This window comes from Confluentibacter sediminis, assembly GCF_003258355.1.
Lineage (GTDB): Bacteria > Bacteroidota > Bacteroidia > Flavobacteriales > Flavobacteriaceae > Confluentibacter > Confluentibacter sediminis.
Genome location: NZ_QKPO01000012.1, coordinates 1 through 16,380 on the forward strand (window position 1 = coordinate 1; position 16,380 = coordinate 16,380).

At 29.3% G+C, this 16,380-nt stretch carries 16 protein-coding genes; 3 read left to right on the top strand and 13 right to left on the bottom strand.

Going from position 1 to position 16,380, the window contains the following annotated elements; translation table 11 throughout:
- Window positions 1-260 precede the first annotated feature (260 nt).
- The 4 genes from DKT72_RS11240 to DKT72_RS11255 all read right to left on the bottom strand — a co-directional run bounded on the left by DKT72_RS11240 (window position 261) and on the right by DKT72_RS11255 (window position 4,404).
- Window positions 261-1,745, bottom strand: a complete 1,485-nt coding sequence (locus tag DKT72_RS11240) for a hypothetical protein (RefSeq protein WP_111308844.1) — start codon at window positions 1,743-1,745, stop codon at window positions 261-263.
- Window positions 1,746-1,901: 156 nt separating this feature from the next.
- The gene (locus DKT72_RS11245; RefSeq protein WP_111308845.1) at window positions 1,902-2,180 is read right to left on the bottom strand and encodes a hypothetical protein; all 279 of its coding nucleotides are present in this window, start codon (window positions 2,178-2,180) and stop codon (window positions 1,902-1,904) included.
- A gap of 52 nt (window positions 2,181-2,232) precedes the next feature.
- Window positions 2,233-3,117: a hypothetical protein gene (locus DKT72_RS11250; RefSeq protein ID WP_111308846.1), complete on the bottom strand. Its 885-nt coding sequence runs from the start codon at window positions 3,115-3,117 to the stop codon at window positions 2,233-2,235.
- A gap of 243 nt (window positions 3,118-3,360) precedes the next feature.
- Window positions 3,361-4,404, bottom strand: coding sequence for a lipid A deacylase LpxR family protein (locus tag DKT72_RS11255; RefSeq protein ID WP_111308847.1), 1,044 nt, complete (start codon window positions 4,402-4,404; stop codon window positions 3,361-3,363).
- Window positions 4,405-4,650: 246 nt separating this feature from the next.
- Here DKT72_RS11255 and DKT72_RS11260 point away from each other — a divergent pair, with 246 nt between their 5' ends.
- On the top strand, window positions 4,651-7,734 hold the full coding sequence (locus DKT72_RS11260) for an alpha/beta hydrolase (RefSeq protein ID WP_111308848.1): 3,084 nt from the start codon (window positions 4,651-4,653) through the stop codon (window positions 7,732-7,734).
- An 84-nt stretch (window positions 7,735-7,818) separates the two neighbouring features.
- Here DKT72_RS11260 and DKT72_RS11265 read toward each other — a convergent pair whose 3' ends face one another.
- The 6 genes from DKT72_RS11265 to DKT72_RS11290 form a co-directional block, all read right to left on the bottom strand.
- Window positions 7,819-9,072, bottom strand: coding sequence for a site-specific integrase (locus DKT72_RS11265; RefSeq protein ID WP_111308849.1), 1,254 nt, complete (start codon window positions 9,070-9,072; stop codon window positions 7,819-7,821).
- Complete coding sequence (locus DKT72_RS11270; protein WP_111308850.1) at window positions 9,072-9,401, bottom strand: hypothetical protein; 330 nt, start codon at window positions 9,399-9,401, stop codon at window positions 9,072-9,074. Before DKT72_RS11270 ends, DKT72_RS11265 begins: the two co-directional genes overlap by 1 nt.
- 77 nt (window positions 9,402-9,478) lie before the next feature.
- Window positions 9,479-10,267 (bottom strand): DUF5131 family protein, encoded by a 789-nt coding sequence (locus DKT72_RS11275; protein ID WP_440588166.1) that lies wholly within the window; start codon window positions 10,265-10,267, stop codon window positions 9,479-9,481.
- Between the two features lie 83 nt (window positions 10,268-10,350).
- Window positions 10,351-11,004, bottom strand: a complete 654-nt coding sequence (locus tag DKT72_RS11280; RefSeq protein ID WP_111308852.1) for a recombinase family protein — start codon at window positions 11,002-11,004, stop codon at window positions 10,351-10,353.
- Window positions 11,005-11,234: 230 nt separating this feature from the next.
- Complete coding sequence (locus tag DKT72_RS11285; protein ID WP_111308853.1) at window positions 11,235-11,651, bottom strand: hypothetical protein; 417 nt, start codon at window positions 11,649-11,651, stop codon at window positions 11,235-11,237.
- Window positions 11,652-11,997: 346 nt separating this feature from the next.
- Window positions 11,998-12,816: a hypothetical protein gene (locus DKT72_RS11290; protein WP_111308854.1), complete on the bottom strand. Its 819-nt coding sequence runs from the start codon at window positions 12,814-12,816 to the stop codon at window positions 11,998-12,000.
- Window positions 12,817-12,929: 113 nt separating this feature from the next.
- Here DKT72_RS11290 and DKT72_RS11295 point away from each other — a divergent pair, with 113 nt between their 5' ends.
- Window positions 12,930-13,811, top strand: coding sequence for a DNA cytosine methyltransferase (locus tag DKT72_RS11295; RefSeq protein WP_111308855.1), 882 nt, complete (start codon window positions 12,930-12,932; stop codon window positions 13,809-13,811).
- On the opposite strand, the gene DKT72_RS18255 is transcribed toward DKT72_RS11295, so the two are convergent.
- Window positions 13,794-13,937, bottom strand: coding sequence for a hypothetical protein (locus tag DKT72_RS18255; RefSeq protein WP_162623303.1), 144 nt, complete (start codon window positions 13,935-13,937; stop codon window positions 13,794-13,796). The two genes, DKT72_RS11295 and DKT72_RS18255, sit on opposite strands and share 18 nt — an antisense overlap.
- A gap of 354 nt (window positions 13,938-14,291) precedes the next feature.
- Here DKT72_RS18255 and DKT72_RS11300 point away from each other — a divergent pair, with 354 nt between their 5' ends.
- Window positions 14,292-15,539 (top strand): hypothetical protein, encoded by a 1,248-nt coding sequence (locus DKT72_RS11300; RefSeq protein WP_111308856.1) that lies wholly within the window; start codon window positions 14,292-14,294, stop codon window positions 15,537-15,539.
- A 231-nt stretch (window positions 15,540-15,770) separates the two neighbouring features.
- On the opposite strand, the gene DKT72_RS18260 is transcribed toward DKT72_RS11300, so the two are convergent.
- A complete protein-coding gene (locus tag DKT72_RS18260) occupies window positions 15,771-16,007 on the bottom strand; it encodes a hypothetical protein (RefSeq protein ID WP_162623304.1) in 237 nt (78 codons plus the stop codon).
- Window positions 15,952-16,362, bottom strand: a complete 411-nt coding sequence (locus DKT72_RS11305) for a hypothetical protein (protein WP_111308857.1) — start codon at window positions 16,360-16,362, stop codon at window positions 15,952-15,954. The genes DKT72_RS18260 and DKT72_RS11305 overlap by 56 nt, the downstream gene beginning before the upstream one ends.
- Window positions 16,363-16,380: the final 18 nt, after the last annotated feature.

Below are 16,380 nucleotides of genomic sequence, written 5' to 3' on the forward strand. Positions count from 1 at the left end.
AAGATACGAATTTAAAAAGAATCATTAATGGTTTTTAAGAAGAAGTTTTTGCGCAGTCTGACGGTCTTGTGTATGAAACGTAGCGTATAAATAAACGCTAACTTTTTCGGATTTAGCACTAGCCGAATTTTTTATTATTATGTTTAATTTTGTTTTATAAATATAACTAAATAAAAAATTTGGCGTACCTTATAAATATACAAAAACCTTTCGGAAAGCCTATAATAGCTATGTTTTATGAACGTTGTTGGCAGCTGGTGTTATTTTCTACCATATTTTCTAAAAGCTGCTATAAATTGATAAATAAAGAAACCGACAAAAATTTTATTTAAATAATCAAATGCAACACTAAAACCATTTAATTCATCTTTACTTACTAAAAAATCTGTTCTGTGTGTTATGTCTAAAAAGCTGAAATAATAACCAATCAGATTATAGTCGATTTCGTTTGAATTAAAAATCCGTCCTAAACTTAATAAGTAGATTAAATAGAAAACAATAGAAAACAAAATCATAAAACCTAAAGGTCTTTTAATAGACAAACCGTGATTATTCGAAATGCTATTTACTTTTAGAATAAATTTGTCCCATTTAGAAATAGTTTCTATTGATTTAAGTGCATCATTTGAAATAGATTGAAATTTTTGAGATTCATAAAAATTACCTGAATTTTCTAAACGTTGTTTTAATTGAAGGAATACTTCGTAACGATTTTTGAAATAATTTGATGTTATTTTTTCAGGGTAATGAATATTTTCTACCGTTTTGAATTTCTCAAAATCTTTATAATTATCGGGGAATTCACAAGATGTAATTTTAGTTTGTCCAAATTTGTTACGGTAAAATGTTATTAATGAATAATCTTTGAAAGAGACATTATCAAACCAAACCTTGTCAAGGTTAGATTTATGAATTTCTAATTTTGAATTTACCGAATTAGGCTTGATATTATAGAATTCAGCTCCGTTTTGAGACGAAAAGTCATGTATATATAAATCATTTATTCTCGAATTTTCTACTATCTGGTCTCCATTAGCAAACCCTTTTAGACTTAGAGAATCAAGTCGAGCATTTATTATTTTTGTTTGAGTGTGGTCTATGTTTGGTGAATAGCTAATAGACAGATTAATATTAAAACTGTCTTTCTCTTCTTCGCTTAAAAAATATCCTATTTTGTTCTCTATATCATGAGAATATTTTCTTCTATAAATACCTAAATTATTACTTTCATTTTCATTAATATTATGAGTTATTTTTTTAGTATCATAAACATAATATGATTGTTTTTTTGAGCTGATTTCGGAAAAATTAGTTTTAACTTTTTCGAATAGTTTTTTCCAATGTATTGGGAATATGTTTTCTTCGGTTAAAGAGATGTTTACACTATTTAATTCGATAAGGAATAATGAATCATTAAGAATGCAATTGTTTAAGCTAATGTTTCTAATATTACTATTTTTAATTTTTCCTTGTAAAATTGAACTACCAAAGAAGATAGAAATATTTGTAGAAACAATATTTTCTATATTAAGGTCTCCTATATAACAATTTACAAACTGTATGCTTATGTCTTTGAAGTCAATACTTTGGTTGTTTTCAATTTCTATTAAGTTGAATCTACAGTTAATAAATGAAAATGTTATTTTTCCTTCTTGATATGGAACATTGACAAAATCCGATTTACTAATGATGATTTTGTATGAATTTGGATAATCTCTATTTTCAATTAATGTGTACGGATTCAAACTTTAAATGTTTAGGTTGGGTTGCTTCTCCACTTGCTACCAACAATGAGATATAGGTGATTGTTTATATTCACGCTATGTATGCTTTTTGAAATCTAACGAAATATCTGACATATAGCTAGCTGGTGATATTAAAAAAACTATGATAATTAAGAACTACTTTCTTCCGCATAAATTTTTAAATTCCGCTCTTACATCCTCAAAAGTTGGCGCACCAATATTAGATATTTTTTTATAGGAATCTATTCCATTGTCTGTTGCCATTGCACTCCAAAAATATTGTTCAACTTTTTCTGCACTCACTTGATTGTTTAACCTCATTCTAGTTGCATTTATTTTTCTTTTAATCGTTACGTTGGCTTTTGAATTAGATTCAGTTGGTTTTAGTACGTTTTCTTCTAAAAATTTAATTAATTCTTCCTTAGTAGCGTTCATATAGTTTTACTTTAGGTTATTAAATAATATATGTTTTATGCACTTAATACTTTTAGTCAATCCCAAGTCTTTTGTGTACTGTTTGCATTTCTTTTCCAAATTCAATACTTTCTAATGCAGCTTTTCGTTTTTCTTCTGGAAGACATTGTATACAAGTTGGATATTGAATTCCCTTATAGTTTTCCTTACACTTTGGGCATAATTCCATTCTGTTCAAGTCATAGTTAGAAGCACACTTTTTGCAAGCAGTTATTGTATCTTCAAAGGAAAGGTATTTGATGTTGTCGTTTAAATATAGTAAAAACACTTTTTTTTCAATAGATTCAGCGTCTTTATTCTTTGCAATATTCCTTTGAAACCAATACTTGATATTTGATAGGTTATGTTTGTTTCTCCATTTATCTTTTGATACGAAGCATTTGTCTCTCACTTCATATGCATCCTCATCTTCAAAAAAAATGGAAATCAATTCGCTCGATGACCTATAATTCGCTTCACTAAATTCGTGCTTACAGTCCGCACATCGATATTTTGGCATTTTTCTTACCCTTTCGCTTGGGTTTTTACTATTGCAATTTGGACACAATGGAATCGGTACATATTCATAATCATTTAATACGTGATTTCTATATAGAGATTTATCAATTTCGGAATTATTATCTATGTAGTGATTTGTGTAGGTTCTTGTTATTTCTCTTAAATATTCGTTGTATTTCTTTGGATGAGACAGATGCTGCAACGTCAAAGTTTCTGTACTACTGCATATTTGGCATTTTTCTTTAATGAATTCAGGTCTTCTTTCTTTCCAATCTTTTGTATGCCAAGACCGTTGTCCTTCTTTGAAGTCTTTCCAGCATTGCTCTTTTGCAAGTTCTATCCCAATCTCATTATTTATGAGTTTGTCTCTTAATTCTATAAACTCATCGTATGTTAACATTCGAATTCTATTATTAAGTGTTGATTAACGCAATGTTGGTTTAACTTGCTGCTAACAATTGACTATATCCGCACTATAACATCAAAGGTATGTATATATTGTATGTTTAAAGATAATCCCTAAAGGGCAATTATAAAAACAAAACCTATAACATCAGTTAAAATTAATTTAAAATGATGGTAGGTTTTTAGTAGCTCAATTGAATCCTAATATCAACTAACGATGTTTTTGGTTAGCTCTAATTTATATTTTTATTAGTAGATGAAATTTCCCCCATTGATGGTTTCTTTCTTGTTGGTCAAATTCTCTTGTTCTAAATGCTCGTGAATATGATAGAGTAAAATATGGGTTTGAATATGAAACTCCATAACCAATATCAATATAGACACGTTTTATATCATTGTTGTCAATTAAGTAAGGGCTGTTTTGACTAAATAATCCACCTTGTAATAAAGAATTCCAAATAACTAAATTGGCTGAATTGGTAGTAAACAAGGAAATATTCGAATATTTAAAGCTTTTTAGAAAGTTTTTTCTTTTTTGTTGATTTTCTGAATACTCTTCCTTAAGAAACTTTGGGATTTCGCCTTCTCCTAATACGTTTTTAAAATATGGAACTGTATTAAAGATGCTTAATCTAGTAGTTGTTCCAATTGAGGTAATATTGAAAACACTTCCTGCTTGAAGTTGTATATTAGGGACAAAATCAAAAGCTATATTTTTTGAAAAAGTGGATAAAACTCCTTTTTCATATTTAATGTTTAAATTAATTCCAATATCATTTTTTATTTGGTTTGCCCAACCTTTTGGGTCAGGAGAGCCTATTAACTCATGCCAAGTACTTTGAACTTCTTCACCTAATGCAGCTGGACCTATTACTCCCAAATATAAATCAGTAGTCAGCCTTTTATTCGTGTCTTTATTGTTTGATATAGTGCTGTTAGAAATATAAAGCCAAGCACTATAAGGTCTGTCATCTTCCATTACAGCTGGTATGGTAATATCTGTCGATGTATATAGGTTTTGCCCTAAGCTAAAACTTCTTATGTTTTCGGTTTTATTCTTAAGTAGAAAGGGCCACCATTTTGAAAACTTACTGTCATCAGCTAAATTATGAAGATATTCGATTTTTATGCCCTGAGTATAATATATATCTGTTTTGTTTTTAAATAGCCAAAAGTCATTTTCTGATATTATTCTAATTGCTCCCTTAGTATTATTCTCTTCTTGTTGAGAATAATTCTTAATTGAAAATAAAGCAAATAATAATAGTATAAGATTTTTCATAAAACTGTAGCTAGCTTTAATGTAGCTACTGAGATTATATTTTCTAACATTTTAGTAATAAGATAATTGGAGTGTTAAAATGGAATTATGATTATATCATAAAATTAATGAATTATTAAAGAGTGACAAAGCATTCTCAAATATTTTTCCTACTTTTAAGACTCCCCTAAGAATACAGTTTTTAGCAAACCATTATTATAGATTCTATTATTATGAACTTACAAATTCTTTAAACACTTTAGTTTTATGAAAAGCACCCCTTTGATTTTAATCATTTTTATGCTTCCAATTTTAGTTAAAGCTCAAAATAGTGCATATCTGGAGGCAAAAGCTTTAGCTGAATTAGCAAATGATTCAGTAATAATGAACTTTATAAAAAATATTGATGCGGATAATAGTTGTATAAAAGATGCTAACCAAAAAGAAATGGTCAAAACGCTAGGTAAATTTATTGAAGACCCTTTTGATGAAAACATCCATGATTTTGATTTAGAAAAAACGTTGAAAATCTTTAATGGTTTGGATATTAATAGCTGTTTTGACGCAATGGTAGACTCGAAATTAAATTCTTTCGTCTCAGGTATTAATTTAAATGTAGAAAAAAACCTCGACTCAGAGCTTAGTACGGGTAAATCATTAACAACAGCTATTATAGATGGGACTGCACAATTTTTGGTTGAAAGAACAAAAAAGGAGCTTACTCTAACTTTTTATGATAATCTAAAGGAAATTATTGATAAAGACTATATAATTACTTTAAATTCAAACTATAATAGAGCCACAATTACAATTAATTTACAAGAAGTTTTTCCAAAAACAATTCTTTTGTTAAAAAGTCAAAATAGTTTTGACACCCCATCATTAGGACAAACTTGGGTTTCTGCTTTTAAGTTGGATATTTCTAACATGCCAGAGAACCTTTTAAATAAACTCTTAAACTCGAATTTTGTTAATTCGGAATTGGGACAAAGCGTTAAAATGTCTTTAGCTCTTTTTGAATCTATAAAGAAAGGAGATTCGGCTGAGCGTATAATTGAATTATTCGCAACTCAATACAATGATTATAATAAGTATACATTACATAAATATATTGGAACTTTAAATTTACTTTTCAAAAATTTAATAAATGAAAAAGGCAAATTAGTAAGTTTTGACGAAATTAAAAATCTTCAGGCAATTGAGATGAATTATTTAGTGGGAATAGTATTTCATAAACTAAAAAGAAACAAAATAATTCCTGAAAACTATGAGTTATCGAAACTTGTGGCTCATACAAGTTTAATTCCAAAGACTTTTATTTTGGTTAATGATTTTGAGAATCTAACAAAACAAGCTGAGCAAATTTTTGATGAAAATGGAAAAATAAATATTGAAGCTTATTTCACTTTTGCCTCGTCTACACTTAATCTTTATTCCAGCTCTGCTTCTTTTCTTCAAGAAGTATTTAAGTTAAATAACTCTCCTTTAGAATTTAACACAACTAAACTAATAGATGTTACGGCTACAATTAGCGGTATATATAATTCTATGGCCTCAAAAGATTATGGTGCCTCTCTTTTGACAACAGTTGGCTTATTGGATAGATTTATGGAAACTACTACAAGGAATGATGAAATAAGGAAACATATTGTTTTTTATGGTAACTTTTTGGTTGATATTATAAATGCATCGAAGGAGAATAGTAAGGTTGAAGTGAAAGATGTGTTGAATACTTATACTTTGCCTGTCAGTTCATATAGAATCAAAAGACAATTTAAAAGTTCATGGGACATTAGTGCGTACCCTGGTATTTATGGTGGATATGAGTTTAGTGAAAGTAACAGCTTCAGTTTTGGTATTACAGCTCCAATTGGGTTTTCTTATTCTTGGAAGACAGATAGTTCAAAGGATATAAATACACAAACTAATTCAAATACAATTTTTCTTTCAGCAATAGATATTGCTGCTCCATTTAGTTATAGATTTAAAAATGACAGCGCAGAAGGGCTTCCTGAAAACATTAAATGGAATCAAATATTTGCTCCCGGAATTTATTTTATAAAAGGCTTTAAAAAATCTCCTTTTGCATTATCATTTGGCGCTCAATTTGCACCTTTATTAAGGAGTATCGAGGAAGAAACAAATGTGTTTGATGAAAAGAATGTGTTTCGAGTAAATGTTGGTTTAACCGTAGATATTCCTTTATTTAATTTGAAACGAAATGCAACTAATGTTAAAAATGAGAATAATTCTAGTTTACAGACTAATCAAAATGTTTTTTATGGTGAGAAATCCAATTATTTTGAACCTACTGAAAACACATACAGATTATTCTTTGATAAAGAAGGACGATTATATCCTGAAACCTTTATTCCTGATGAAGACTTAAAAACAAATAATGCTTCTCTAAAAAATTATTATTCAAAGAATAAACCTAAATTAATAAACCTTATTAGAGAGCTAGACCTAGATTTTGATTCATTTTCGGAATCTAATTTTAATACTATTCAAGGTTGCTTAATAAGAAACAAGTTGGATTTAATAAATAAAGAAATTAGGCAATCCACAAAAGTTTTTGTTTTAATACATGGTTTTAGAAAACCTATTGAACCAATGAATGGGAGTAGCTCCTCTCAAGAAGATAATAACTACTTAAAAGATTCAATTCTAAAACAATTCGCACCTAATGCAGATGTTAAATTTATTGAAGTGTATTGGGATGGTACTTTTGAATGTTGTGTGGGATGGAATATAAAAACCAATAAAAGAATTTTTAAATTATTTGAAAATCAAGCGATAAAAAATGCAGAAGAAGTTGGTTATTCTTTAAGAAACATATTAACTGAAATAAAGGCCGAGGAGATAAATATTATTAGTCATAGCCTAGGTGCAAGAGTGGCTGCTACTTCATTATTTAATTTGAAAAGTTCAAAAACTGATAGAGACATGCGTGATTTGAAAACGCCTTCTCAATCAAAAATCAATATATGTCTAATAGCACCTGCAATTTCAAGTGAGCCATTTAAAGGTTACTATAACCGTACGAGTGCGAATGAGTATTTTAAGAAAAAAGATAATTATACCTTGACCATTCTATATAATGAAGATGACTTTGTACTTAAGAAAAAATTCAAAAACATTTTTGGTCCCGGAGCATTGAAATATGGGAATACAAGTTTAGGATGCAATTATAACAATGAAATTGAAGTATTCAGCAAATTGTTTAAAGAGGATTTTAAAAATTCTAAAGTTCAAGCCATTGAAACGAATATAGGCAAAACCCATTTAGTCAAGAGCTACGCTAATTCGAATTCATTTGAAGAATTTATCAAAGTGTTAGCTAATGATTAATTGATACCCCCCCCAAGTTTTTAAAAATAGGATTTAAATAGACTTTAACCTATTGGTTTTTCCAAGTTTTCTTTAATGTTGACCTCATTCAAAAATTTTCATAGTTAAACCTTTGGCGACAATCTCCGCATCTACATAGTGCTTGTTTAAAACCTTCATATTTCCATGAGAGCTTAATTCAATCATATCATCACCAACAGATTTGTGTAGATACGATAAATAAGTTTTTCTCAAAATTTTAAATTTCTTTGGTTTTTCATTTGGAAATGCCTGTTTATAATAATGACTGAATCCTCTTGAAAGAGCAGCCATCATTGAGGTATGTTTTAATTTTCTATTAGGCTCAAGAATGAATAAATCACTACCCTTTAAATCTTCATAGCCAAGATTAATTAATAATTCTTCCAAATCTGGACCAACAGGAATATATTTATTTTTAAATTTTTTACCAGTGATTCGCTCCACCTTTAAATTATCTATTACGAACATTAAGCATCCGTTCTTCTCACTATAAAACAAATCGTTCCAAGATAAACTAACTAACTCTTCTCTCCTTAATCCAGTGTATAGTGCTAATTTAAAACCGTCTTTTAAATAAGGTCTATAATTGTTTTTGACTTCTTGTTTTCGACCCCCTAATTGTTGATATTCCGTTTTATTATCAACAGCATCTAACACCTCGTAAAATTCTTCTTCTGAAATGGCACTAGTATCATATTCAGGAACATTAAACAGGACTTTTTTAAATGGGTTTTTCATTAGTACACCAACGTGGTCAATCATGTGATTGATAAAACAATTGATGATTTTTAGCTTAGATGGGCAGCTAGTCTCAGCATATTTTTTTTTAATGTATTTATACCAATAGCCAACATGATTATCACTTAGTTCTTTTATATTAGTGTTTTCTACATCAACCTTATTTTTTCTCAAAATATCAATAAGCTGTTGAACACCATGTTTAGTATGATTAAGATGGCTCTTGGTTAAGTTTCTTTTTAGATGTTCAGGAACATCTATTCCATATTTAAACTTTATAAACATGTTTGCTGCTTCAATTATCGAAATATTGTCAGGGTCTATTTCGTTGCTAATTACAATGTTATATGCTATGCCATTTTTTACATCCTTTTTAAATTGAATTGCGGACCTCAACGCCTCATCATAATTTTTTGTGGGATACATTTTGGTTTTTCTAACACCATTATGACATACCAATGATTTGTATCGTTGGTTTTCCTCATGGTTACATATGTCGTTATGATGATTGTATTGTTTTTTACATTTGGTACAGTAAATTCTTAAACCATATTCGTTCTTTTTAATTTTTAACTTCATTACTTTATAAAATTATTTTCTTTATTATTTATTTTTTTCTTCTTAACACTAGATTTTGGATACAATTCAGATATAGCTTGAACCATGCCTTTATCTGCTGTATTGGCATCGTAAATTTCAAACCAACAATTAGGATAGCTTATTTTTAATTCCTCCACGGCAAATTGCTGTTGTTTGAATTCAAACATGAATTGGTTAACTATATGTTTACGCCCGATTTGTGAAAAGGGAATATCGTTTTCAGCTAACCATCTTTTTACAGACCGAGTATCTTCTAAGCCAAGTATGTTTTTTATTTGCTCCAATGTCAAGTTCCTTATATCTAACATCTTAATTTTTCTTTTTAATATGATTATGAAAAGCATAGCAACAATCTCATCAACTATGCTTTTAAAATCAAAAACTGTTAAGCAGATTTCTTAGTAAACCTTTTATCAATTGGATAGGCTTCATACTTTTTCCCATCAAGAAGATTTCCTGCCTTCTTTTTGTTTTTGCCGCCCCATTGTTTAAAGAAGAATGCCACATCATATGTCTTGCATTGTTCTTTTATATCAAGAACCCATTCTTTTTCAATGGGTCTAGCTTTGAATCCAGATTCACCCCCGGCAATTACCCAATCAATTTCAGATAAGTCCATATTATGCAATGGACCAAGTAGTGGTTCAGCAGAAATAAACTTAGTTTGCGCTCCACACTTTTTTAAATCGTCAATTCTAGGCATAACCAAATAATCTTCTACAGAAACACCCATCCAGATGTTGTCTGACCAAGTCAGCAAATGGCTTATATCAGCAAGCCTTTTGCTTCGTTTCGTTAATATTTGATAAATGTGTTGTGGTGTTTCGTTCATGGTTTTAAAAACCTTCTGAATGAATTCTAATGGCACATCTTCGTGGAATAAATCACTCATACTATTTACAAATATGACTTTGCCTTTTTTCCATTTTCTTGGTTCGTCAATTTTGTCCCAATGCATGGTGAGTTGAAATCCATTAGGATATCTCACATTCCCCATTGCTTTTAAACGTTTTGCCATTACTTCTGCATAACAGAATTTACAACCTTTGCTTACTTTGTCACATCCTACGACAGGGTTCCAAACTGACCCCGTCCACTCTATACTACTTTTACTCATATTTTTATTTTTTAAATTTTTATTATTATTTATTAATTTTTGGGTGTAATTATCCACCCTCAGGATTCCACTGAATTTTTAACTAATTGAATTTTAATTGTTTACGAAATTTTTATGCTGTCTGAAGTATATTTTTAAGTTTATGCTGCTTTTTCAAAAGACAATTCATGTTTTATAAGCCTTCTTACTTTAGCAACCGTTCCTAAACTCACATCGTATAGTTTCACACATTCCCTTACACTAAATCCTTTTTTAAGCCCTTCTATAATTTTTGGATATTTGGACAGGAATGTTTTATCGTTCTCAGTAGTGCCTTTGTATCTGCCACAATGAACACCATTTTCTTTGGCTTGAGCCATACCTGATTTGATACGTTCGATTGTCATTCGCCTTTCGTTCTTTGCGAATAACGATAACATATGTAACATCATTTCTGTCTGCATGTTCATCTCTCCTTTATCGTCCAAGGTTTCGGTCTTTAAGTCATCTAAATAAATACTAACACCATAGTTATGTAATTCTTCTACCAGTTTTAAGGTTTCCAAAGTTGAACGCCCTAATCGAGAAACTTCGGTTACCAATACTTTTTCAAATTTTCCAGTTTTGGATTCTTCTAGAAGTTTCTGCACTCCTAAACGTTCCTGATTAGATTTAGCACCTGATACTTTTTCGGTTATGATACTTACCACACTATAACCTAATTTGTCAGCTACTTTTTTCATATCTGTAATCTGACGTTTATAATCTTGCTTATCTTTTTTAGAAACTCTTCCGAAAATTGCTACTGATGTCATAATTCTTAATTTTTTTAGATTTTACTGTTATAAAAAAAGGTTAGCTGATTTTTTAAACAGTTTTACTGGTTATTTACTCTACTTCAGGGGGCTTCCACCGTTATAGAGAATCTATTACCTTTTTTTATATCACTTTTCAAAGATGGAAGGAAAAATGTTCCTGTACCAGTATTTTTTAATTTATTTCCCCTTATAACCCTTGTCATTATTGAATTAAACAACTTTTCACTTTAGAAACATTGAGAATAAAGTTGAGGCGAAACCTTTCTAAAAATAGATTTTGCTAAATTCATTTTAATTTTAGTTTCGGCATCTATGAAATTAATTACTTCAAAGCCCAAATAATTAAACACACTTAATTCTTTTTCCTTTTCTTCAAAAATTTTTGCTCCATAATAAAAATCAAACACAGCAACTGAAATAGGTGGAGCTAACACTTTTTCGCCATTCAATTCACCATCCACACGAATTGGCAAAAGTTCATCCTCTTTGAAAATCATTAAATTTCTTAATAAATTAATTTCTCCATCAGTAAGATTATAATTCTCTTTTAAATCTTCTGGAACCAAATCAAGGGTTCCTTTTGCTTTTAATCTTATATAATCCTCCATTGGGTCATAATCAAATTTGTCTTTTATTTTTCTCATAATATTTAATATTTTTTTATACTCAACTTAATGAGCTGTTATTATTATTTTTTAGAACGTATCGTTCCATTATGCATATAGGTATATCCTATAGCAGTTGTACTTATCACTAATAAAATCTAGATTATTATATTTTTAGATATCTTCTAAAAACTAGTGTACTTGTTTGTAATTACTCTACAAATTAAGAGGTTATATCTCTTTTTTCATATACTCATAGGGTATACTAAGAGTCTGTTTTATGAAATTCAAAAGACATAAGATTTTAAAATATTGAAAATGAGTAAACTATATGTAATAAAGTATTATATATCCATTGAATTATAATTTTTTTTAAAAACTAAGACTAATTGTAGTTTACTAGCTTATCTACTATACTATCAATTTTTAGTCTTTTTGCGTTATCTCTAGTTTCTTTTTGATTTAATAGCTCATTTTGTGCTATTTGTTCTCCTTTAATTAGGAAAAATTCAGAGACAATTTCCCAATGTTTGTTCTTAGGATGTATTATGACTTTTTGAGAAATCAATGATTTTATAAAATATATGAGCGAAGATTTATTGTCAATCCAGTTGATTTTCTTCTCAAGATACTTTCCTGTAAATAACGCTTTAAAAGATTTATAGCTTGTACCTTTAGATAAAAAGCCTCTAAAGCCAAGCATTTCATCGTATATGCGCATTTCAAACCATTTATCCTCATACACCTTTTTAAATACAAATGATTTTATAGGTTCTTTTAAAGTATGCCACTTAGAAAGCTTGTACCTGTTATTATTCTTGATGTAAATATTAAACTGTGATTCAGTTAGTTTATAAAACAGATGTCTTATGGATTGGGCTATGATTATATTTTTGTTCTTTGATAATTCATACTGTTCAAATAAATAATCAATGATTGTATTTATATATGTCTCCTTTTTATCATTTAGAAAACTCATCTCTAAGAAAAAACAGTCGTAAGCGTGATTAGCCTTTTTTAGAATACTATTTTGATATGTTAGAGATTGGGTAAAATCTGTTTTGCTATACTGAATTTTTTCGGTAGTCAATAAGGTAAAAAAGCTAAATGGATGTTGAATAGCACTGATTTCCCTTATTAATATATCAGATTTTAGTTGCTGATAAAGTTGGCTGTAATCGTTCTGGTATTCTTGATTTTCCATATAGGCTAATATAAAAAATTACACCTTTTCACTGCTAACCTAAATTAATTCTATTTTTTTCTCCGATTATGGGTCGGATGCTCCTTGGCAAACTATTTATCTAAAAAAGATAAATGGAAAAAGAAAAAGGAATTAATCATCTAAGCTTGTTTAGTGGAATTAACGTTGCAGAATTAGCTTTAAAAGAACTTAACATACCCGTAAATAAATCATTTAGTAGCGAAATATGCCCTTCAGCATTAAAGGTGTGTAATCACCATTTTGATTTAATTCAGTTAGGAGATGTAAGGTATATAGATATAGACTCACTACCGGACATACAACTTTTAACTGTAGGAAGTCCCTGCACCGACCTTTCCTCAATTAGAAAGAATAGACAAGGTCTTGATGGTGAAAAATCAAGCCTATTTTTTGTAGCTCTTGATATTCTCCATAGAGTAAAACCTCAGTACTTTCTATTTGAGAACGTAAGCAGTATGTCTAAGCGTGATAGGGCTAGAATAACAGAATTATTGGGTGTGGATGGAATAGAAATTAACTCCAATAGGTTAACAGCTCAAAACCGTGGACGTATTTACTGGACCAATATCCAAGGGATAATAATTCCGGAAAACAAGAATATTCTTTTGAAAGATATAGTAGAGGATGGTTACGTTGATAGGGAAAAAGCAAATGCGGTTCTTACCAAAAACGTTCCCCATACCAAAGCGGGGCTTATCAGGTATTTGACAAAAAGTTTGGGTCAGGTGGCGTTTTACTCCAAAGATTTTGCAGAATTAACAAAAAAGGAAAAATTAAAGGTTATAGATTCAATGTCGAATGATGAGGTAAAATCTTTGTTTAGATTATTTACTATACAAGAACTTGAACAACTTCAAGGTTTGCCAATAGGATATACTAGTGATGTCCTTAAGAAGACACCTTCAAATATGGTAATAGGGCGTGCATTCACCAAAGGTGTAATAAAACATATTTTGTTATTTTCTAGATTCTAATGAGTTGGCTTTTTTCAAAATATCATTTACTATTGGAGCGATTTCTCCCGAAAATTGAACTGGAAACTTGGGTTTATATAGCTTTGTCAGCAAATCATATTGTTTTATGGTCACTATTAATTTCATAATTTATCTTTTAGAATAAATAGTAATGAATAAACAAGGAGCCTATTTTTTTTGCAAAAAAAATTTATAAAAATTTTGAAGACACCTTTGATTGAACATATAACATTCAGTTTTTTGCTATATGTAAGAAAGGTGATGTGGACAGTTGATATTATATAAAAGATAGCTATAGTTGGGAAAGAGGGGGAGGTCCTCCACAATTGATTATCCAAAATATAACTATTTGGACCTGTTTCGATATCCTTGATTAGACAAAACTAGTGCTTTATAACCGTACGGATTCCCATAAAAAAGGAACATTAGGGAACGTATAACCTTGACTTATTAATAAAATTTGTTTACTATTTAACATATATGAAAAAGACTATTGAAATACCATGGACCATAGATATTGATAGCATACTGTCAGAGTATCCTCCTGAAAAGAAATTAAAAAAAGACCGATTACTTTATTTGATTTATTTAATCTATTATATGCAAGTTTTTAATCCTAGAAATGTAATGTCAGGCAAAACAAGATTACATTCTCAAATATTGAAAAAAGTAATTGGTAATGATTATTCTCATTATGTAAAATACTTAGTTGAAAGTGATGTAATTATAAAGACGGACTATTTTAGTCCAAGTAATGTCTCTTATCAATATGAGATGGCTCATCTTAAATACGCTGCGGTTCACTCTAAAACAATTGAGTTAGAAGATAAAACATTGCTTAAAAACGTTAAAGAATTTGAAGAAGATTACTTTTCTATTTCAATTAATGTTCGTAAGAATTATAAATATCTCAAAAAATGGTTTAACGACAAATTAACTGCTGATATTCCTGATGATACATTATTCCAGCAAAAAATTAAATTGGAATACATTAATGAAAACAAGTATCGAATGGATATTGATGGATTTGGTAAACGTTTACATTCTAACCTAACTAACTTGCCTAGAGAGTTAAGAAGTAATCTTAGATATGATGGAGAATCGTTGGTTGAGGTAGATATTAAAAACTGTCAGTTTTATTTGGTAATAAAGTTTTTACTAAATTACATTAAGTCTAATAGCCCTAAATTATATAATGAATTAATTAGTTTAGAGAACGATTTAGACAAACTGGAGCTTCTTAAAAACTCCGTTGAGTATGATGACGCAGCATTATATATCAAGCATGCTACATCACTAGAATTCTATGAGAATTTAGCTAATCGCTTTTCAGAGAAACATGATGTAGAATTCACAAGAGATGATGTTAAAAAACATTTATTCGAATCTATTTTTTCAAAATCTAATCATTATTCTAGATTGAAAACTTTGTTTAAAGAAATGTATCCATTGGTATATGAAATCATAGATGATAAGAAAAGAAATAATAAGCTTAAAAAAGATAAGCATAAAGCTATATCAAAATCATTACAACAATTAGAATCATCTTTAGTATTAAGAGATATTTGTAAAAATCCTTCATTAGAAAATGTTCCATTGTTTACTATTCATGATGCTATTTTAACTACAAAGGAAAATGTATCATTAGTTAAAAATATTATAGAAAATACTTTATATAGCAATATTTATTTTAAACCTAATGTTGAAATAAAGTATTATACAGAATAAATATATTTTAAATTAATAATATAGATATACCCATTATGTAGTAGGAGAGTTTTTAAACTCCCATGGATACTGATGGTTCCAGAGGAATAAAAGGGATAAAGTGGGTTTTAGTGAAATTGATTAAGAGTTTAATTGTTTAACTAAAAAGACTAACAATATTAATTTTGCTAACCTTTTACATGTGAGAGACTTCGTAATTGCTATTAATTACCTCGCTTTATTGGTAACAGCTTAGTTCATTTTATAATAAGTAATGGTTTCCGTTCCTCCATCGCTGGTATCAATTAATCCACAATGATGGGTGATGTCTATGGTGTTACCATTATCGGTTATTTCAAGGTAGTTTTTACCTGCCCCTTGGCATTGTACCAAATCAAAGTAATTGACCGTAAAACTGCCACCATTATTGGTTTTAGGGATGCTTAATAAGCAATCTGAGACAGCGTTCGCTATGATAGGTAATCTCATAATCGCTATCATTTAAAGCTGTTAAATCAACTGTAATGATAGCTGAATCAATATTTAATACTTTTATTTTGTAGTACGTGTTTTCAAATTCATTTAGTATTTGTCCATCTGTGCCGAATAGTTCTTTATCGGTCGTGGTTTCTGTTATTTGAAAGGTTACAGGTAGGTTTTTATTTGGTAAATCGTTGGCATTTATGATTGTTCCTGTTACTGGTATTTGGGAATAGGTATTACCAATAATGGTTTTGTAACCGCAGTCGTTATTAGTGGCTTTATCATTATCATCGTTGGAACTGCATGAGTTTACTACTAAGAACAATAGAATAGCTAGGTTTAGGATTTGGAATTTGTTCATAGTAAAGAATTTAGATGT

Bases quoted from the DNA above. Each gene is read 5' to 3' on its own strand.
- DKT72_RS11245 (WP_111308845.1), bottom strand. From the start codon at position 2,180: ATGAACGCTACTAAGGAAGAATTAATTAAATTTTTAGAAGAAAACGTA.
- DKT72_RS11260 (WP_111308848.1), top strand. From the start codon at position 4,651: ATGAAAAGCACCCCTTTGATTTTAATCATTTTTATGCTTCCAATTTTA.
- DKT72_RS11255 (WP_111308847.1), bottom strand. From the start codon at position 4,404: ATGAAAAATCTTATACTATTATTATTTGCTTTATTTTCAATTAAGAAT.
- DKT72_RS18260 (WP_162623304.1), bottom strand. From the start codon at position 16,007: ATGAGATTACCTATCATAGCGAACGCTGTCTCAGATTGCTTATTAAGC.
- DKT72_RS11250 (WP_111308846.1), bottom strand. From the start codon at position 3,117: ATGTTAACATACGATGAGTTTATAGAATTAAGAGACAAACTCATAAAT.
- DKT72_RS11290 (WP_111308854.1), bottom strand. From the start codon at position 12,816: ATGGAAAATCAAGAATACCAGAACGATTACAGCCAACTTTATCAGCAA.
- DKT72_RS11300 (WP_111308856.1), top strand. From the start codon at position 14,292: ATGAAAAAGACTATTGAAATACCATGGACCATAGATATTGATAGCATA.
- DKT72_RS11270 (WP_111308850.1), bottom strand. From the start codon at position 9,401: ATGTTAGATATAAGGAACTTGACATTGGAGCAAATAAAAAACATACTT.
- DKT72_RS18255 (WP_162623303.1), bottom strand. From the start codon at position 13,937: ATGAAATTAATAGTGACCATAAAACAATATGATTTGCTGACAAAGCTA.
- DKT72_RS11285 (WP_111308853.1), bottom strand. From the start codon at position 11,651: ATGAGAAAAATAAAAGACAAATTTGATTATGACCCAATGGAGGATTAT.
- DKT72_RS11265 (WP_111308849.1), bottom strand. From the start codon at position 9,072: ATGAAGTTAAAAATTAAAAAGAACGAATATGGTTTAAGAATTTACTGT.
- DKT72_RS11295 (WP_111308855.1), top strand. From the start codon at position 12,930: ATGGAAAAAGAAAAAGGAATTAATCATCTAAGCTTGTTTAGTGGAATT.
- DKT72_RS11305 (WP_111308857.1), bottom strand. From the start codon at position 16,362: ATGAACAAATTCCAAATCCTAAACCTAGCTATTCTATTGTTCTTAGTA.
- DKT72_RS11280 (WP_111308852.1), bottom strand. From the start codon at position 11,004: ATGACATCAGTAGCAATTTTCGGAAGAGTTTCTAAAAAAGATAAGCAA.